Source organism: Actinoplanes sp. NPDC026670 (assembly GCF_040638175.1).
Taxonomy (GTDB): domain Bacteria; phylum Actinomycetota; class Actinomycetes; order Mycobacteriales; family Micromonosporaceae; genus Actinoplanes.
Window position 1 is genome coordinate 184,135 of record NZ_JBEZXU010000014.1, and the last position, 17,682, is coordinate 201,816.

The 17,682-nt window shown below is 71.2% G+C and carries 16 protein-coding genes and 1 pseudogene; 8 read left to right on the forward strand and 9 right to left on the reverse strand.

The features are described from left to right. Positions 1-2: 2 nt before the first annotated feature. From AB0E94_RS16355 to AB0E94_RS16370, 4 genes are all read left to right on the forward strand, one after another. Positions 3-1,400, forward strand: coding sequence for a VOC family protein (locus AB0E94_RS16355; RefSeq protein ID WP_360326858.1), 1,398 nt, complete (start codon positions 3-5; stop codon positions 1,398-1,400). Further along, positions 1,397-2,911, forward strand: coding sequence for an aldehyde dehydrogenase family protein (locus AB0E94_RS16360; RefSeq protein ID WP_360326860.1), 1,515 nt, complete (start codon positions 1,397-1,399; stop codon positions 2,909-2,911). The genes AB0E94_RS16355 and AB0E94_RS16360 overlap by 4 nt, the downstream gene beginning before the upstream one ends. A gap of 18 nt (positions 2,912-2,929) precedes the next feature. After that, positions 2,930-3,580 carry a carboxypeptidase-like regulatory domain-containing protein gene (locus tag AB0E94_RS16365; protein WP_360326862.1) on the forward strand — a complete coding sequence of 217 codons (651 nt, stop codon included), beginning with the start codon at positions 2,930-2,932 and terminating at the stop codon, positions 3,578-3,580. A gap of 159 nt (positions 3,581-3,739) precedes the next feature. After that, complete coding sequence (locus tag AB0E94_RS16370) at positions 3,740-3,904, forward strand: hypothetical protein (protein ID WP_360326864.1); 165 nt, start codon at positions 3,740-3,742, stop codon at positions 3,902-3,904. Positions 3,905-4,064: 160 nt separating this feature from the next. Here the strand turns inward: AB0E94_RS16370 and AB0E94_RS16375 are convergent, their stop codons facing one another. Next, complete coding sequence (locus AB0E94_RS16375) at positions 4,065-4,463, reverse strand: hemerythrin domain-containing protein (RefSeq protein ID WP_360326866.1); 399 nt, start codon at positions 4,461-4,463, stop codon at positions 4,065-4,067. 214 nt (positions 4,464-4,677) lie between these two features. Between AB0E94_RS16375 and AB0E94_RS16380 the strand changes: the two genes are divergently transcribed. Beyond that, positions 4,678-4,905 (forward strand): hypothetical protein, encoded by a 228-nt coding sequence (locus tag AB0E94_RS16380; protein ID WP_360326868.1) that lies wholly within the window; start codon positions 4,678-4,680, stop codon positions 4,903-4,905. Between the two features lie 56 nt (positions 4,906-4,961). On the opposite strand, the gene AB0E94_RS16385 is transcribed toward AB0E94_RS16380, so the two are convergent. From AB0E94_RS16385 to AB0E94_RS16395, 3 genes are all read right to left on the reverse strand, one after another. Continuing rightward, the gene (locus tag AB0E94_RS16385; protein ID WP_360326870.1) at positions 4,962-5,951 is read right to left on the reverse strand and encodes an ABC transporter permease subunit; all 990 of its coding nucleotides are present in this window, start codon (positions 5,949-5,951) and stop codon (positions 4,962-4,964) included. Continuing rightward, positions 5,948-6,934 carry an ATP-binding cassette domain-containing protein gene (locus AB0E94_RS16390; RefSeq protein WP_360326872.1) on the reverse strand — a complete coding sequence of 329 codons (987 nt, stop codon included), beginning with the start codon at positions 6,932-6,934 and terminating at the stop codon, positions 5,948-5,950. The genes AB0E94_RS16385 and AB0E94_RS16390 overlap by 4 nt, the downstream gene beginning before the upstream one ends. A gap of 74 nt (positions 6,935-7,008) precedes the next feature. Continuing rightward, on the reverse strand, positions 7,009-7,707 hold the full coding sequence (locus AB0E94_RS16395; protein WP_360326873.1) for an SDR family NAD(P)-dependent oxidoreductase: 699 nt from the start codon (positions 7,705-7,707) through the stop codon (positions 7,009-7,011). A gap of 147 nt (positions 7,708-7,854) precedes the next feature. On the opposite strand from AB0E94_RS16395, the gene AB0E94_RS16400 reads away from it, so the two are divergent. Next, positions 7,855-8,433, forward strand: a complete 579-nt coding sequence (locus tag AB0E94_RS16400) for a dihydrofolate reductase family protein (RefSeq protein ID WP_360326875.1) — start codon at positions 7,855-7,857, stop codon at positions 8,431-8,433. Here AB0E94_RS16400 and AB0E94_RS16405 read toward each other — a convergent pair. The 4 genes from AB0E94_RS16405 to AB0E94_RS16420 form a co-directional block, all read right to left on the reverse strand. Beyond that, complete coding sequence (locus tag AB0E94_RS16405; protein WP_360326876.1) at positions 8,415-9,137, reverse strand: helix-turn-helix domain-containing protein; 723 nt, start codon at positions 9,135-9,137, stop codon at positions 8,415-8,417. The two genes, AB0E94_RS16400 and AB0E94_RS16405, sit on opposite strands and share 19 nt — an antisense overlap. Before the next feature lie 15 nt (positions 9,138-9,152). Next, complete coding sequence (locus AB0E94_RS16410) at positions 9,153-9,860, reverse strand: VIT family protein (protein ID WP_360326877.1); 708 nt, start codon at positions 9,858-9,860, stop codon at positions 9,153-9,155. Positions 9,861-9,933: 73 nt separating this feature from the next. Beyond that, positions 9,934-10,533, reverse strand: coding sequence for a methyltransferase domain-containing protein (locus tag AB0E94_RS16415; protein WP_360326878.1), 600 nt, complete (start codon positions 10,531-10,533; stop codon positions 9,934-9,936). Then, positions 10,533-11,069: a helix-turn-helix domain-containing protein gene (locus AB0E94_RS16420; protein WP_360326880.1), complete on the reverse strand. Its 537-nt coding sequence runs from the start codon at positions 11,067-11,069 to the stop codon at positions 10,533-10,535. The genes AB0E94_RS16415 and AB0E94_RS16420 overlap by 1 nt, the downstream gene beginning before the upstream one ends. A 97-nt stretch (positions 11,070-11,166) precedes the next feature. On the opposite strand from AB0E94_RS16420, the gene AB0E94_RS16425 reads away from it, so the two are divergent. Together AB0E94_RS16425 and AB0E94_RS16430 are read left to right on the forward strand one after the other, a co-directional pair. Beyond that, complete coding sequence (locus AB0E94_RS16425; protein WP_360326881.1) at positions 11,167-12,765, forward strand: FAD-dependent oxidoreductase; 1,599 nt, start codon at positions 11,167-11,169, stop codon at positions 12,763-12,765. Between the two features lie 82 nt (positions 12,766-12,847). After that, the gene (locus AB0E94_RS16430; RefSeq protein WP_360326882.1) at positions 12,848-14,158 is read left to right on the forward strand and encodes a lipase family protein; all 1,311 of its coding nucleotides are present in this window, start codon (positions 12,848-12,850) and stop codon (positions 14,156-14,158) included. On the opposite strand, the pseudogene AB0E94_RS16435 reads toward AB0E94_RS16430, so the two are convergent. Next, positions 14,139-17,068 (reverse strand): annotated as a pseudogene (locus tag AB0E94_RS16435) (ATP-binding protein). The gene AB0E94_RS16430 and the pseudogene AB0E94_RS16435 overlap by 20 nt on opposite strands. Positions 17,069-17,682: the final 614 nt, after the last annotated feature.

A 17,682-nucleotide genomic window follows, 5' to 3' on the forward strand; every position in this document is an offset into this window, starting at 1 on the left:
CGATGAGCATCATCGAGCAATGGAAGCTGCGGGCCGCCTTCGCCAGGCGTCTCTCCAGCATGTACGGCCGGGAGGTGCCCGCCTACAACACCCTCGTCGAGGTCTCCGGACAGGTGAACCGCGACGTCGTCGGCCGCGACGGTGACCAGGCGCAGCGGCTCGGCACGATCGACCGGATCACCGCCGAACGGCACGGCGCGATCCGGGTCGGCACCCCCGCCGAGCTGGCTCGGGTGGCCCGGATCTTCGGCGCTCTCGGCATGCGCCCGGTCGGCTTCTACGACCTGCGCGAAGCCGCGAAGAGCGCGGTCCCGGTGATCTCCACCGCGTTCCGCCCGGTCGACGCCGAGGAGCTGGCCCGTAACCCGTTCCGGGTCTTCACCTCGATGCTCACCCCGGCCGACCCGCGGTTCTTCAGCCCCGGACTGCGTGCCCGCCTGGAGGCCTTCCTCGCCGCCCGGGAGCTGTTCGGCCCCGAACTGCTCGCCCTCGCCGACCGCGCCGAAGCCGAACACGGCCTGCCCGAACCCGACGCCGAACGCTTCCTCGAACTCGCCGTCCAGGCCTTCGAACTGTCCCCGGAACCCGTCGACCGCGCCTGGTACGCCGAACTCGAAGCCGTCTCCGCGGTCGCCGCCGACATCGGCGGCGTCCGCAGCACCCACATCAACCACCTCACCCCGCGGGTGCTCGACATCGACGACCTCTACCGCCGGATGACCGACCGCGGCATCGAGATGATCGACACCATCCAGGGCCCGCCACTCTGGCGCGGCCCCGACGTGCTGCTGCGCCAGACGTCCTTCCGGGCCCTCGCCGAGCCGCGCGCGATGCGCGACGCCGACGGCACGATCAACACCGGCGCCCTGCGCGTCCGGTTCGGCGAGGTCGAGGCACGCGGCGTCGCCCTCACCCCCAAAGGCCGGTCTTCGTACGATCTCCTCCTCACCGAGATCGACAGGAGGCTGGCCGGCGGCACCGGGCGCAGCCGGGCGGACATCGCCGTCGAAGTCTGGGAGCAAGGCCTGCCCGACACCGAGGCCGGCCTGCGCGAGCAGGAACTCGCGTACTTCACCTACACGGTCAACCCGGCGCGCCCCGGCGGTGTGCCCCCGGAAAGCCTCCCCGGCCTGGTCGAACAGGGCTGGGTGACGGCCACCCCGATCGTCTACGAGGACTTCCTGCCCCGCTCGGCCGCCGGGATCTTCCAGTCCAACCTCAGCAGCGAGGGCAGCCGCGACACCCTCGCCGAAGGCGTCGACTACGACCAGGACTGGCTCGCCGGGGCGATCAACCGCGACATTCAAAACCCCTTCCATCTGTACGCACGTGAGCAGGCCGCCTCCATCGAAGCGGTCGCCGCGCACCTGAACCTGACGACGCTGAAGGACGTGCCATGAGTTTCCTGCCGACCACCGAGCAGCTGCGCGACCGGGCCCGGGCCGCCCTCGACCGGATCGGGGTGGCCGTGCCCGCCGGTGACGACCTGCACGCGCGGTCCCCGATCACCGGCGAACAGCTGTTCGGGCTCCGGGCCACCACTGCCGAGCAGGCCGAACAGGCGATCGGGGAGGCCGCCGAGGCGTTCCGCACGTGGCGGGTCACACCCCCGCCGGCGCGTGGCGAACTCGTGCGCACGCTCGGCGAACTGCTCCGTACCCATAAATCCGATCTTGCCGATCTGATCACCATCGAAGCGGGGAAGATCCGCTCGGAGGCGCTCGGCGAGGTGCAGGAGATGATCGACATCTGTGAGTTCGCGGTCGGGCTGTCACGGCAGCTCTACGGCCGTACGATCGCCTCGGAAAGGCCCGGCCACCGCCTCGCCGAAACCTGGCATCCGCTCGGTGTGGTCGGAGTGATCTCGGCTTTCAATTTCCCCGCGGCCGTCTGGTCGTGGAACACCGCCGTGGCGCTGGTCTGCGGCGACGCCGTCGTCTGGAAGCCCAGTGAGCTGACGCCGCTGGTCTCGCTCGCCTCCAGCCACCTGCTGGACCGCGCGATCGAGCAGGCCGGCGCGCCCCGCGAACTGCACCGGCTGCTGCTCGCCGACCGGGCCGTCGGGGAACTGCTGGTCGACGATCCGCGGGTGGCCCTGGTCAGCGCGACCGGCTCGACCCGGATGGGCCGCGAGGTCGCGCCGCGGGTGGCCGCCCGGTTCGGCCGGGTGCTGCTCGAACTCGGCGGCAACAACGCCACCGTCGTCGCCCCGTCGGCCGACCTGGACCTGGCGTTGCAGGGCATCGTGTTCGCCGCCGCCGGAACCGCCGGGCAGCGCTGCACCACCCTGCGCCGCCTCATCGTGCACCGCGACATCGCCGACCAGCTGGTCGAGAAGCTCGCCACCGTCTACGGCCGTCTGCCGATCGGGAACCCGTTCGAGGACGCCACCCTGGTCGGCCCCCTGATCACCGACACCGCGGCGGACGCGATGGCGTCCGCCCTGGACCGTGCCCAGGCCGACGGCGGCAAGATCGTCGCCGGTGGCCGCCGCCTCGACACGGCCGGCGGCGCCTATGTGGAACCGGCGATCGTCCGGATGCCCCGCCAGTCCCCGATCGTGCGGGAGGAGACGTTCGCGCCGATCCTGTACGTGCTCACCTACGACACCTTCGAAGAGGCCGTCGAGCTGCACAACGACGTACCGCAGGGCCTGTCGTCGTCGATCTTCACCCGTGACCAGCAGGAGGCCGAACGCTTCCTGGCCGCCGACGGCTCCGACTGCGGCATCGCCAACGTGAACATCGGCACGTCCGGCGCGGAGATCGGCGGCGCGTTCGGCGGCGAGAAGGAGACCGGCGGCGGCCGCGAGTCGGGTTCCGACGCGTGGCGCGCCTACATGCGCCGGGCCACCAACACCGTCAACTACACGAGCACGCTGGCGCTGGCCCAGAACGTCAGCTTCCTCTGATTCCGGTACGTTGCCCTCATGCTGATCAATACGCATGGGGGGCACCGGGCACGGTCGGCGGCGGTGGCGAGCATCCTCGCCGCCGCCGTGGCGACCCTGGTGGCACCCGCCGCCGCACAGGCCGACCCGGTGACCGGATCCATCAGTGGCACCCTGACCAGCGCCGACGGCGCCCCGCTGGCCGACGTCGGGGTGAGTGTCCACACTCTCGCCGGCCCGGCCGCCGGCACCCCGGCCCGCACCGACGCCGCCGGGCACTACAGCGTCGCCGACCTGCCGCCCGGCACCTACCGGGTGCAGTTCTGGGTGGAGCGCAGCGCCAACTCCCGCTGGCACCAGTGGGCCCACCAGGTGACCTGGCCGGCGAGCGCGACCCGGTTCACGGTGACCGCCGGATCCGACGTCGTCGTCGACGAGACCCGTTTCCGGACCGGCTCGTTGTCGCTGACCCTGCTGGACCTGGCGGGGGAGCCGATCGACGCCTTCTGCGCCGACGCGAGCGGTGACAACTTCGTCGAGACCGGCTGCACCGAGTCGGGCACCCTGCTCCTGGCCGACCTGCCGGCCGACGACTACGTCATCGCCGCCTGGACCGCAGACGCGACCGCCTTCGATCTGACCACCACCGACGCCGACCAGGTGAACCACTTCACCCTGACCGCGTTCTGACCCCACCCGTCCTCCGACAACCCCGCACGATGCGGCGCCGCCGCCGCATCGTGCGGGCGGGCCGCGGCGAAAATGTGTGGCCGCCGGCGCCGGGAAACGGGATGCACCAGGGGAAACGCACTGTCCGAGGGATTCGCGGCTCTTGCGGCGATTCTGGCCGTGCTGGTGGCGGCCCTGCCCGCGGTAGCCGCGCCCGCCGCGCCGACCCGTAAGTCGTACGCGAAACATCCGTGGGTGGCGCTGCTGGTGGCCACCCGGACGTTGCGCCGGGAGGCCGAGTTCCGAGCCGCCGACCTGGTGATCGGCACCCTGAAGCAGGGGTAACCCGCCGTGGATTCCCGTGGTGGGCGACGGCCGGCGGGTTTCGGCCTGCCGGCCGTCGCCTACGGCGGTAATCCGCCGCGGATTCCCGTGGTGGGCGACGGCCGGCGGGTTTCGGCCTGGCCGGCGGCCGCTTCATGACGCACCGGCCTCCGCGACGAGCTCATAGTGGGCCGAGCGCCTCCTCGGGATCCACGCGCAGGTCGAGGGACTCCAGCACGGTCAGGAGCATGCGTTCCTCGTACCGGAAATGGTTCTCCATGATCGCGCCGACGCCCTCCAGATGCTGCCGCAGCTCGCCGGGCCCGGCGGACCGGTCGGCGGCGGCCTGCAGGCCGCCCAGCAGGTAGCCGATCATCGAATGGTCCTGGGTCAGTTTCTGCAGTACCTGACGCAGGTTCGGGTGGGCGGCCGCGATGGCCGGGAACAGGGTGCGGTCCTCACCGCGGTGATGGCCGTCGAGGGCGGCGCAGAACCCGCGGCAGTACAGCAGCAGGTCGTCGATCGCCATCGACTCCGATTCGAGGGTCAGGCGTAACGCGGCACGCAGGCGCGCGTGCATCGTTCGCATTTCTTGGGCCCAGGCCACCAGCCTGGTCGTCTCGCGCTCAGACACGGCGGCCTCAGCTTTGCGGGAACGAAGGGCGCGACATCAAGGTCGACCTCCTTCGGTACGGCGCCTCCATGCCTGACACGGTCTGCCACCGGCACGCGACGCTGCCGAGACCCTACCGCGCCCGCCGCGGTTCCACGAGTTCGATCTCCCCGGGTGAACGATGACGCCTACGATTCACCCGGGCGAACTGCATGTGGAGGAGGGCCGGGCCATGATCAGCTGCTCGGCAGACGCTCTCAGCCGCCGCCCGCGACGGGTCCGCCCGTCGCCCGGCCGGGCCGCGGATCTCCACTACCTCGAACCGGATCTGTGCTGCTTCCTGCCGTGGGCGCGCAGTCACCTGGCGCGCCCGCACCTGTGCATGATCGTCACCTGCGTGCACGGCTGACCACGACAGAGCCCCCGTCTCTCAACCGAGGTCCGGGGGCTGTCCGTGCCGAATGATCAGGCGATGTCGCGGCGGCGCATGGCGTACATGGCCGCGCCCACCACCAGCACCGTGGCGATCGCCATGCCGATGCCGGCGGTCTGCCACGTCATCAGGAACGTGTCCGGCTCACAGCCGCTGTCGGACGAGGAGTTGCAGGAGTTGTAGTCCTGGACCACGTACTCCTTGTACATCCAGGCGAAGCCCCACACCGGGAGCAGCCACGCCTCCGGATACTTGGCCCCGGTCATGCTGGCCATGATGTAGACGCCGATCTGCAACGCGCCGATGCCGACGAGCGCGCCCAGCGCCATGCCGGTGTGCCGGCCCAGCGACGCCAGCGCGAAGCCGAGGGCGCCGGCCACCACGACCAGGGCGATGCCGCGCAGACCGGTCAGGCCGAACGACTGCCACACCCCGGAGGTCATCTTCTCGGTGCTGCCGCGCAGGTTCGCGATCAGCACGAACGCCCCGGTCCAGAGCGCGCCGAGCAGCAGCGACAGGCCGGTGAACCAGCTCAGGACGACGGCCAGCTTGGTGCTCAGCACCTGTAGCCGCTTCGGCCGCCAGAGCAGCAGGTTCATCATGCCGCCGCTGTGCCATTCGGAGCCGACGAAGGACGCGCCGATCAGGAACGCCGCCGACGCGAGCAGCACCGCGAGCAGGGTGATCATGTTGCCGTACTCGGCCCGCAGCTCGAAGGTCTCCGGCATGTACCACTGGTAGTCGTAGTCGGACGGGGACGGATCCGGCCATTCGCACTGGGCGGCGTTGGTCGGATTGTCGGCCACGCACTTCTGCTTCTCCTGGGCCACCATCTTCACGGCGTCCTGGTAATACTGGTCCGCCTCGGCCTTGGCCGCGGCGATCTGTGTGTCGGTGACCTTCTGGTTGCTGAAGAAGGTGCCGGCCACGACCGCCGACATGATCAGCACCACGCCGATCAGGATCACCGAGGTGAAACGGCGCTTGAACAGGCGCCGGGTCTCTGCGCGTACCAGGCTCATTGGCCCCATCCGTTCTTGGCGCCGCTGATGGCGGACTCGTCGACCTGCCGGTTCTGCCCGGCGATCGGCGCGGTGCCGGTGAGCTCGAGGAAGACGTCCTCGAGGTCGGCCGAGACCGGGGTCAGCTCGCTGAGGTAGACGCCCTTCTGGGCGAGCACCCGGGTGATGGTGGACGGGTTGGGGGCGTTCGCGACGGTCAGGTAGTCGCTCTCCAGGCTCACCTGGGCGCCCGCCTCACGCAGCGTGTTCGCCGCGGCCAGCAGGTCGACGCCGGCCTCCAGCCGGACCCGGACCGCGCCCGAGGTGTGCTGGGCCAGCACGTCGGCCACCGAACCCGAGGTCACCCGGCGTCCGGCCGAGATGATCGTGACCGAGTCGCAGATCAGCTGGATCTCGCCGAGGATGTGGCTGGACAGCAGCACCGTCATGCCGGAGTCGGAGAGGTCGCGCATCAGGGTGCGCATCTCCCGGATGCCGCCCGGGTCGAGGCCGTTCGCCGGCTCGTCCAGGATCAGCAGCTTCGGCTCCTTGAGCAGCGCCGACGCGACGGCCAGGCGCTGCTTCATGCCGAGCGAGTAGGTCTTCACCCGCTCCTTGGAGCGGTCCCGCAGGCCCACCAGGTCGAGGACCGCCGGAACCCGGTTGCGGTTCACCCCGCCCGCGTCGGCGAGCAGGCTCAACGTCACCTCGGCGGTGAAGTTGCCGAAGAACTGCGGGCTCTCCACGATGGCGCCGACCTGCCCGGCCACCTCGGGCAGGTGGTGCGGCACCTCTTTGCCGAGGATCGCCATGCGGCCGCCGTTGGGCTTGATCAGCCCGAGCAGCGTACGCAGCGTGGTGGTTTTGCCCGAGCCGTTGGGCCCGAGGAATCCGTGCACCTGACCGGCTTCGACGACCATGTCGAAGCCGTCCAGGGCGTTCCGGACACCTTTACGGCTGCGATAGGTCTTTCGCAGTCCTGATATCTCCAGTACGGGGGTCACTCGGGGGACCCTAGATCACCGGTGCCACCCTTCGATGTCCCGGGAAAATGCCATTCATCGGTACGGGTGACAGATCACCAGGGCAGCGGGCCGAATCGGTCCAGGTAGCGGCCGGTGCCGGCGCCCGGTTCCTCGGTCGCGCACGTGACGATCGCGTCGGTTCCCTCGGTCACCGTCTGCGGGCCGCTGTGCCCGTTCAGATCGGTCGCGGTGTATCCGGGGTCGACCGCGTTGAACCGGATTCCGGGGAACGCCTTCGCGTACTGCACGGTCATCATGGTGACGGCCGCCTTCGACGCGTTGTAGAGCGGCGCCACCACCGACGACTCGATCCGGTTCGGGTCGTGGGTGAGCGCCTGTGAGCCCAGGCCGCTGCTGACGTTCACGACGGCCGGGTCGGTGCCCGCCCGCAACAACGGCAGGAAGGCGCCGGTCGTCCGTACGATGCCGATGACGTTGGTCTCGAAGACCTGGACCGCTTCGCCTGCGGCGAGCTCGGTGGCCTGGGTCTGCGGCCCGGCGATGCCGGCGTTGTTGATCAGCACGTCGAGCCGGCCCTCGACGGCCGTGACGTCGGCGGCGGCCGCGGCGACCGAGGCGTCGTCGGTGACGTCGAGCGCCACGAACCGGCCACCGATCTCGGCGGCGGCCTTGCGGCCCCGGTCGGCGTCCCGGGACCCGACCAGTACGGTGTGCCCGAGCTGGGCGAGCCGGCGGGCCGCCTCGAAGCCGAGTCCCTTGTTGGCGCCGGTGATGAGCACGATTTTTGACATGCCACCACCCTCCGCCGGTCCGGGAGGCCCATCCAGGGACCACTCCTCGGTAGGACCGCGAGTACCACCCTGTCGTTTCTGTCCAAGACGGCGGCCGGGGCCGGGCCCTAGCGTGGACCAGGCAGCCCCCGAGCATGAGGAGACACCATGCGTGACCTGGTCTACACCGGTTTCATGTCGCTCGACGGCGTCGTGGACTCGCCCGGCGGCGGGCCCGGCGAGGAGCACCGCGGCGGCGGCTGGGTGTTCAAGGACCTCGAGTTCGTGCCGGAGGCGTGGTCGCTGAAGGGCGAGGAACTCGCCGACACCACGGCGCTGATGTTCGGCCGGCGCAGCTACCAGGCGTTCGCCCCGGTCTGGCCCGGCTCCGAGGACCATGCCGCCTACAAGGACCTGCCCAAGTACGTGGTGTCGTCCACGCTGACCGGCGAGGCGCTGACCGACGGGTGGGGGCCGACGACGATCCTGCGCTCGACCGACGACGTCGCCGCGCTCAAGCAGGGCGACGGCGGCGCGATCTTCATCCACGGCAGCGCCGAGCTGGCCCGGCGGCTGTCCGACGCCGGCCTGATCGACCGCTACCACCTGCTGGTCTTCCCGGTGCTGCTGGGCGCGGGCAAGAGCCTGTTCGGGCGGGCCGACCGGGACAAGCACATGCTGACCCTGCGGGAGTCGCAGAGTTACGCCAATGGCATCCTCAAGCTGATCTACGACGTGCGGCGCTGACCGTTTTCTTCGTCGAGGGGCAGCGCGATCGCGCCGACGTCGCCCGCCCGCAGCTGCCGGACCGTGCGCCCGACGTAGGAACGCAGCGCGCGGGCCAGGTGCGGCTCGTCGAAGTAGTCCAGTTTGGTGATCACGTCGGCGGCCGTCGTGCCGCCGGCCAGCAGCTCGGCGGCGGTGCGGGCCCGCTCGATCTGCCGGATCGCGCCCCTGGTCAGACCGGTCGCGGCCCGGAACCGGCGCTCGACGGTCCGCCCGGACACGTCCGGCTCCGCGCCGCGCAGCACCTCGGCGACGAGCGGATCGCGGACCACGATCCCGGCCCGGACCAGCCGGTCGACCAGGGCCTCGGCGTCGTCCGGGCCGGGTGTCTCCCAGCGGCCGCCGTCCAGCCGGAACGTCCGGCGGGCGGTGTCGGGCAGCTCGATCCCACCGTCGACCAGCGCCGGCGTGGGCAGCGCCCGCAGTGCGGTGCCGACCGCGAACTCGATGCCGGTGAAGGTCGCATCCTCCGGCACCGGCGCCGTGCCGGTGCGGGTCTCCGGGCCGGTGACCGCGGCGAACGACTGACCGGCCTGCTCCCAGAAGACCAGGCCCCAGTGCACCCCGGCGACCGAGGTCATCTCGGTGACTCCGCGGCTCGTGCTGGTCCAGACGCTGTCGACCCACGGCGAGTCGGATCGGCGTGACCCGAAGAGCAACCCCACGGATCGAAGCGTACGTCAGCCGGCCGCCGCGCCGACCAGGGCGCCGATGCCGTACGTGACCGCCATGCCGGCCGCGCCGCCGAGCACCAGCCGGGCCACCGCACGTCCCGGGCGGGCGCTGCCGAGCCGGGCGCTCAGGTAGCCGGTGGCGGCCAGCGCGACGACGACCATCACGAACGTGACGAGCACCCGCGCGCCGGGCGGGGGCAGCAGGATCGCCCCGAGCGGCACCAGCGAGCCCGCGGTGAACGCCACCGCCGAGGCCGCGGCCGCCTGCCACGGGCTGGTCAGCTCGTCCGGGTCGAGGTGCAGCTCCACGTCGGCGTGCGCGGCGAACGCGTCCCGGTCGGTGAGCTCCCGGGCCACCTGACGGGCGGTCGCCGCGCTCAGGCCCTTCGCCCGGTACAGCTCGGTCAGCTCCTCGAACTCCTCGTCCGGGAACTCGGCCAGCTCGGCGCGCTCCTTGTCCAGCAGCGCCCGCTCGGTGTCGCGCTGGCTGCTCACCGACACGTACTCGCCCAGGGCCATCGACACCGCCCCGGCCACCAGCCCGGCCAGGCCGGCGGTCGCGATCGGGGCGGTCGCGGTGGTCGCGCCGGCCACCCCGATCACCAGGCCCGCGGTCGACACGATGCCGTCGTTGGCGCCGAGCACACCGGCACGCAGCCAGTTGAGCCGCCCGGACAGGGCCGTGTCGTGCGCCTCGCCAGGATGCCGGACCACGATCTCTCCTCGATTCATCGCCCGCCTGTTCAAGCGCGATGATCCGCCGTGGATTCCCGGATGCGGAAGAGTCTCACGGCCCGGCGGTGGCCGCTATCGCCCCGTGTGGCCGATGGGCCGGGTCGTCGGCTCGCAGCAGGCGCTCCACCTCGGTGAATCCGGCGGCGGCGAGGCGGGCGGCCATCTCGCCGGGCGGCCAGCGGTACGCCGTGGTGACCTTGTGGTCGAACGGGCCGGGCTCGTCGCCGGTGAAGAAACCGATCACCAGCCGGCCGCCCGGCACGAGCAGACGGTGGAACGAGGCGAGCACCGCGTCCAGCTCCGGCGGCGGCAGGTGGATCGTGGAGTACCAGGCCAGGATGCCGGTGACCGAGGCTTCGGGGAACGCGATGCCGGTCAGTGAGCCGAGCCGGTAGTCGCCGTCCGGATAGGTGGCCCGGGCATGGTCGACGAACTCCGGCGTCAGGTCGACGCCGATCGCCTCGGCGCCGTGCGAGCGCAGGCAGGCGGTGAGGTGGCCGGGCCCGCAGCCCAGGTCGAGGACCGGGCCGGGCCGTCCGGTCAGGTGCCGGCGGATCAGGGCCAGGTCGTCGGCGTGCACCTTGTCCTCGGCGCCGAACAGGTCGATGTAGAGGGCGGCGATCGAGCCGTACGCCCGGCGGACGTGTTCCATCAGCGCAGCGCCCGCCGGGCCGTGGCGAGCAGATGGTCGCGCAGCGTCGCGTCGTCGAGGGCGGCCAGCCGTGGATCCGAACCGGCGATCATCAGGCCACCGCTGACCAGGGTCACCGCGACCCGGGTGGCGTCGTCCGGGTCGGGGCCGGTGAGCAGATCCTGGAGTTGTTCGAGGACCTCCATGGCGATGTGCCGGCGGACCAGCTGGTTGACCATCGGATCGAAGGTGAGGGCGGCGGCGATCCGCCGGTTACGGACCACCAGGTCGATGATGCCGGTGAGGGCGGCGGTGCGGCGGGCGGCCGGGGTGCGGCGGCGCTGGGCGGCCTCGGCGATCGGGGCCAGCTCGGCCAGCGGCGGGCCGATCACGGCCAGGACGATCTCCTCCTTGGCCGGGAACTGGTGATAGACGGCCGCCTTCGTGACCCCCAGCCGGTCGGCGATCATCTGGAGCGACGTGCCTGTCACGCCGTGCTCGGTGAAGAGGTCCAGGGCCGCGGACAGCAGTCGCTCCCGGGCGCGTTTCTCGGCCATCGGATCACCCTATCGGCCCTTGCCTCCGCCTAGCCGCTCGGCTACTTTTCCGACAACATCAAGATAGCCGATCGGCTAGTCGATGCGGAGGGGCGCCGTGTGGGATCGTGAAGTGGACGTGCTGGTCGTGGGCACCGGAGCGGCCGGGATGACGGCCGCCATCGCCGCCGCCGACCGCGGCGCCGAGGTGCTGATCGTGGAGAGCACCGCCAAGTGGGGCGGGACCACGGCGCTCAGCGGCGGCGGACTGTGGATGCCGACGCACCCGGCGATGGGCGGGACCGACTCGGTCGACAAGGCGCTCACCTACATGGCGGCGGCCATCGGCGACGCCGGGCCGGCCAGCTCGCCGGAACGCCGGCGGGCGTTCGTCGAGACGGTGCCCGAGGTGTACACCTTCCTCGAGAAGCTCGGCGTGCGGTGGGCGGTCGCCAAGGAGTACCCCGACTACTACCCGGACCGGCCCGGCGGCATGACCGGCCGCGGCATCGAGGCGGAACCCTTCGACACACGCCGGCTCGGCGACTGGTTCGCGACCTTCCGGGGGCGCGACAGCATCCCGGCGCCCCTCAAGACCGACGACGTGTGGCTGCTGTCGCGGGCCTGGTCCACACCCGGTGGCTTCCTGCGCGGGGCGAGATTCGTCTTCCGTACGATATGGGGGTTGGTCTCTGGGAAACGTCTCTTCGGGATCGGCGGCGCGCTGACCGCCAACCTGATGTCCATCCTGCTCAAGCAGGGTGTCGAGGTTCTGCTGAACACACCGCTGACCGATCTGGTCCGCGACGCCGGCGGCGCGGTGACCGGCGCGGTCGTCGGCGGCGGCACCCGCATCCGGGCGCGCCGCGGCGTGATCCTGGGCGGCGGAGGCTTCGCGCAGAACGCCGAATGGCGCAAGGAACACCACGGGGTGTCCGGCTACAGCAGCGCCGCCGAGGGCGACCTCGGCGACCCGATCCGCATCGCCCGCGACGCCGGCGCGCAGGTCGCGCTGATGGACGACGCCTGGTGGGGCGCGTCGGTGCCGCTCGGCGACGGGCACCACCAGTTCGTCCTCTCCGAGCGGTCGATGCCGTACAGCATCGTCGTCGACCAGGCGGGCGACCGGTTCACCAACGAGTCGGCCAGCTACATCGACTTCGGACACGCCCTGCTGGCCCGCGACGCCATCCCGGCCTGGCTGATCCTCGACACCCGGCACCGCCGCCGGTACCTGTTCAACGCGTTTCTCCAGGGCACGAAGAAGCTGCGGGCGGCCGGGATCGTCAGGTCCGCGGCGACCATCGAGGAACTCGCCGGGGTGCTCGACATGGACCCGGGCCGGCTGCGCGCCACCGTCGACAGGTTCAACGGGTTCGCCCGCGGCGGCGTCGACGAGGATTTCGGCCGGGGCCGCACCGTCTACGACAACTACTACGGCGACCCGGGCGTGAAACCCAACCCCAATCTCGGCACGATCGAGAAGGGGCCGTTCACCGCGGTCCAGCTGGTGCCGGGTGACCTCGGCACCAAGGGCGGGCTGCTCACCGACGAGGCGGGCCGGGTCCTCGACGGGTCCGGCGCGGTGATTCCCGGGCTCTACGCGGCCGGGAACACGTCGGCGTCGGTCATGGGACGGACCTATCCCGGTCCGGGGTCGACGATCGCGCCGGCCGTGGTGTTCGGTTACCTCGCGGGCCGCGACGCCGCCCCGTAACAGCTGAGAAATGAAACCTCTGGGAACCCTCGGTTCGTCTGGTTACCGTCCGGTAACACAGCTGAGTTCCCGGAGGCCGTACATGTCCGTACGCACCCGTCTCTCCGTCGCTCTGATCACTGCCGCGCTGCTCGTCGCGGGCAGCCCGGCCCACGCCGCGGTCGTCTCCCGCGGCATCACCGTCCCCGACTTCTACACCCCGCCCGCCACGCTCCCCACCGCCGACGGCGCCCTGATCCGCACAGAGGCGCTGCCGCTCGCACTGTCCCTGCCCGGCATCGACGGCACCCTGCCCGGCCGGGCCACCCGGATCATGTACAAGTCCACCGACTCCACCGGCAACCCGGTCGCCGTCACCGGCGCCTACCTGGAACCGGCCGCCACCTGGAAGGGACCCCGCCCACTCGTGGTCCTCGCCCCGGGCACGATGGGCCAGGGCGACCAGTGCTCCACCTCGCTCGCCCTTCAGCGCGGCCTCGTCCTCGGCGCCGGCGACGGGCAGACGACCGTCTCGATCGGCTACGAGGTGCTGGCCATCTACCGCCTGCTCGCCAAGGGCATCGCCGTCGTCCAGACCGACTACCCCGGGCTCGGGACCACCGACCGGCTGCACACCTACGTCAACCGGGTCGACTCCGGGCACGCCGTGCTCGACGCCGCCCGCGCCGCCCGCGCCCTGCCCGGCACGTCGCTCACCGCGAACTCGCCGATCGGGCTCTACGGCTACAGCCAGGGCGGCGGCGCGGTGGCCTCGGCGGCCGAACTGCAGTCGACCTACGCGCCCGACGTCAAGGTGACCGCCACCTACGCCGGCGCGCCCCCGGCCGACCTGGCCGCCGTCACCAAGGCGATCGACGGCAGCGAGCTGCTCGGCGCGCTGGGCTGGTCGGTCAACGGATTCGCCCAGGCCGAGCCGGGCCTGCGGCCACTGCTCGACAGATACCTGAGCGCCTCCGGCAAAGCCGTGCTGGCCGACCTGTCCACGATGTGCGTGGGGGACGCGATCTTCGCGTACGCCGGCCGCCGCAGCACCGCCTGGACCACCGGCGGGCAGTCGGTCACCGACATCATCAACGCCGAGCCGGTGCTCCAGGCGTACATCGGCAAGCAGTTGATCGGCACCCGTAAACCGGCCGGCGTGGTCCGGGTGGCGACCGGGGTCTTCGACAACCTGGTGCCGCACGGCCAGGCCCGTACCCTGGCCTCGTCCTGGTGCCGCCTCGGCGGCTCGGTCGTCTACGCCCCGGTGACCCTGCCGTGGACGGTGAGCCCGCTGCTCAACCACTTCGGACCGCTGCTCACCGACCAGGGCACGGCGGTCGACTGGCTGTCCCAGCGGCTGGCCGGCAAGACTGCGAAGAGCAACTGCGGGGTCATGCCGCTGCTGCCCTGACCGGCAGCGTCACGACGAACTCGGTCCCGCCCCGCGGGCACGGCCGGGCGATGATGGTGCCGTGATGCGCGGTCACGATGGCGTGCGTCACGGCCAGCCCGAGCCCGGTGCCCTTGATGCCACGGCTGGTCGCCGTGCTGGCCCGGAAGAACCTGGTGAACAGCTTCGGGTACTGCTCGGCCGGGATCCGATGCCGGTGTCGGCGATCGTGAGCGTCACCGTGTCCCCGTCGTCGCGGCTGCACACCGTCACCGTGCCACCGGCCGGGGTGTACTTGACCGCGTTCGACAGCAGGTTGTCCAGCACCTGCCGCAGCCGGCCGGCATCCCCGTCGACGATCGGCACCGGCGCCAGATCGGTGACGATCGTGACGTTCGCGGTCGCCGCCGACGGCTGATGCGCCTGCACCGCCTCACGCAGCAGCCGGGCGATCGTCACCGGCCGCGGGTCGATGGTGTCGTGGCCGGCGTCCAGGCGGGCCAGGTCGAGCAGGTCCTGCACCAGGTTCAGCAGATGGGCGCTGCTGCGTTCGATGACCTGCAGCTCCCGCCGCCCGGCGAGCGCCGGATCGTCGAGCAGTTCCTCGGTGTAGGCGGCGATCACCCCGATCGGATTGCGCAGCTCATGACTGACGACGGCGACCAGTTCGTCCTTCATCCGGTCCAGCCGCTCCAGCTGCACCACGTGCTGCTCGCGCTGGTCGGCGAGCTCCCGGCGCTCGGTGATGTTGGTGCAGATGCCGTCGACGAACAGGCGGCCGTCCTCGTCGTGGCGGCAGGTCGCCCGGGTCCACACCCAGCGGACCACCCCGTCGAAACCGATCACCCGCACCTCCACCTCGGCCGGTTGCCCGGCGCCGACGGTGGCGTGGAACTCGCCGAACAGCGGCAGATCGTCCGGGTGGATACGCGCGGCGAGCACCTCGGCCATGTCCGCGTCGACCGGCAGCACCGAACCGAACACACCCGTGCCGTTCGGACTGGCGTAGACCGACTCGACCCGCCCGTCCGGATGCACCTGCACGGTCCACAGGTAGTCGTCGACGTGCTCGATCATCCGGTCCAGGTCACGCCGGGCCGCCGACAGCGCGAGCGTCAGATCCTCGGCCCGGCGGCGCTCCACGAAACGGCTCACCTGGGCGGCCACCACCCGCAGCATGTTCAGCACGTCCGGGTCGCAGGGGGTCGTCTCGTCCAGGTAGAAGGCGATCACCCCGGCGCAGCGGCGGCCGCTGCGCACCGGCAGGCCGATCCCGGTGACCAGGCCGGCCCGGACACCCTCCCGTAGCCGCCCGGGCTTGTCGGCCTCCTCGGCGATCCGGCTGCTCCACACCTCGGCGCCGCGCTTCCAGACCAGGCCGGCCAGACCCTGCCCCCGCTCGAACGAGAGCGGGCCGGCGCCGGTGAACGCCGACAGATCCAGGCCGGGACGGGTCCAGGAGCTGGCCCGTACCACCTGCTCACGGTCCTCGTCGACCTCCCAGTACTCCGCGCACGCCCAGCCGAGCTGCTCCCCGACGGCGGCGGTGGCCGCCGCGGCGGCCTGCCCGGCGGTCGTCGCCTCGGCCAGCGCCGCGGCCGCCGCATGCTGGCAGCGCAACAACCGGTCGGCCCGGTACGCGGCGGTGATGTCGTGCATGGCCGCGACCGCCCCGGCCCGGCGGCCGTCACCGAGCTCGATCGGCCGGGCATTGGTCATGTACCTGGTCATCGGACGGCCCGGCGGCCGCACCACCAGCTGCTCCCCGTGCACCTGCTCCCCGGTGAACGCCCTGGCCAGCGGCACATCCTCAGGCTTGAGCGGGGTACGGCCGTCGGCCGCGTACAACTGATAGGCCCGCGCCCACTCCTCCGGGCCGAGCGGCTCCTCGGTCGTGTCGTGCGCCTCCCGCAACGCCCGGTTGAACAGCCGCAGCCGCCCGTCACTGCCGCACGCCACCACCCCGGTGTCCAGGCTGTCGAGCAGCGCCGCCAGGAACGACCGTTCCTCGGCCAGCTGCTGCCGCTCCGATTCGAGCTGCTGCTGCTCGGCCCGCCGCCCGCTGATGTCGTGCACGAACGCGTGGAACATCGGCTGCTCACCGGAGATGTCCACGGACAGGCTCATCTCGACCGGGAACTCCCGTCCGCCCCGATCGACGGCGGTCAGCTCGGTCCGCTGCCCGGCCAGCACCGACGTCCCCGTCTCGGCGACCCGCGCCAGACCCTGCGTGTGCGCCGCCCGTTGCGGCGCCGGAATGATCAGCTCGGCCAGCGGCCGGTCCAGCGCCTCCGCAGTCGGGAACCCGAACAGCAGCTCAGCCGCATGATTCCAGGCCGTCACATGCCCGGCGTGATCCATCGAGATGAACGCGTCCGGGCAGGTGTCCAGGATCGTCTGCGTCCTGGCCGCGGCCAGCAGCAACTGCCCCTGGCTGACCCGCAGCGCGATCTCCGCCTCGGCCTCCTGCGCGAGATCCCCGAGAACCGCCACGTCGCGTTCGCTCCAGGCCCGCGGCTCGCCGTCGAAGACACAGAACGACCCGAGGACGTGCCCGTCCGGATCACGAAGCGGAAATCCGGCATAGGCGATCGCCTGATACTCACCGATTGCCGGATTTCCGGAGAGCCTTTCATCGGTACGGGCATCGCGTACCACCATCGGAGCGGAGTCCGCCACGACGTACTGGCAGAACGAGTAGGCGATCGGGGTCTGTCGTTTCTCGGCCAGTTCCCCGGTCAGCCCACAGTGACTGGCGAAGACCTGCCGATCCGGCTCGATCAGGGTGACCACACCGGCCGGAACATCGAGCAGCCTCGTCGCCAGCCGGGTGAGCCGATCGAGCCCGGTCACGACGGTGCCGTGCTCCAGCAGCCCGGTGGCCCGGAGCGCCCGCAGTCGCTCCGGATCCTCGATCACGTCCGCCGTCACATGTAGTCACATCGGCCACCCCCGCCCACCCGTGAGCCAAACCCCCCGCCCCCACCCACCGCTGTCGGCCGAATCGCCTCCTCACATCCGCCACCGACCGTCCGCCAGCCGAACTGCCTGGTCGCCCTCCCCGTCGTCCCGGCTCCCCGCTGTCCCGCCGCCATCGGACTGTCGCGCCGGTCACGCATGCGACCGCGACACCGGGCCGGGGCGGGAATGTCGTGCTCGAAGAGGATCCAGCCCGAGCCGACCCTCGTAGATCTTGCACGGTTCTCCACGTTCGCAGCGATCTTGCCCGGTTCGCCACCCTCACGCCGATCTTGCCCGGTTCGCCACTCTCGCGCCGATCCTGCCCGGTTCGCTACTCTCGCGCCGATATTGCCCGGTTCCCCACCCTCGCGGCGATCTTGCACGGTTCTCCACCCTCGCGCCGATCTTGCACGTTTATTCATGTCTGGGAGTGGTTTGTCGTGCAAGGTCTACTGCGCCGGGGAGACCTTGCAGCTTTCTTCCTGTCGGGGCGGAGTCAATACTTCGTTGCATCACTGTCGATGGATCTTGATGGGATGCTGTGATGGCGGCGCGGTTGAGTGTGGCGGAACGGGAAGAGATAG

Coding starts and splice junctions, on each gene's coding strand:
- AB0E94_RS16355 (WP_360326858.1), top strand. CDS start 3: ATGAGCATCATCGAGCAATGGAAGCTGCGGGCCGCCTTCGCCAGGCGT.
- AB0E94_RS16360 (WP_360326860.1), top strand. CDS start 1,397: ATGAGTTTCCTGCCGACCACCGAGCAGCTGCGCGACCGGGCCCGGGCC.
- AB0E94_RS16365 (WP_360326862.1), top strand. CDS start 2,930: ATGCTGATCAATACGCATGGGGGGCACCGGGCACGGTCGGCGGCGGTG.
- AB0E94_RS16375 (WP_360326866.1), bottom strand. CDS start 4,463: ATGCACGCGCGCCTGCGTGCCGCGTTACGCCTGACCCTCGAATCGGAG.
- AB0E94_RS16380 (WP_360326868.1), top strand. CDS start 4,678: ATGACGCCTACGATTCACCCGGGCGAACTGCATGTGGAGGAGGGCCGG.
- AB0E94_RS16385 (WP_360326870.1), bottom strand. CDS start 5,951: ATGAGCCTGGTACGCGCAGAGACCCGGCGCCTGTTCAAGCGCCGTTTC.
- AB0E94_RS16395 (WP_360326873.1), bottom strand. CDS start 7,707: ATGTCAAAAATCGTGCTCATCACCGGCGCCAACAAGGGACTCGGCTTC.
- AB0E94_RS16400 (WP_360326875.1), top strand. CDS start 7,855: ATGCGTGACCTGGTCTACACCGGTTTCATGTCGCTCGACGGCGTCGTG.
- AB0E94_RS16415 (WP_360326878.1), bottom strand. CDS start 10,533: ATGGAACACGTCCGCCGGGCGTACGGCTCGATCGCCGCCCTCTACATC.
- AB0E94_RS16420 (WP_360326880.1), bottom strand. CDS start 11,069: ATGGCCGAGAAACGCGCCCGGGAGCGACTGCTGTCCGCGGCCCTGGAC.
- AB0E94_RS16430 (WP_360326882.1), top strand. CDS start 12,848: ATGTCCGTACGCACCCGTCTCTCCGTCGCTCTGATCACTGCCGCGCTG.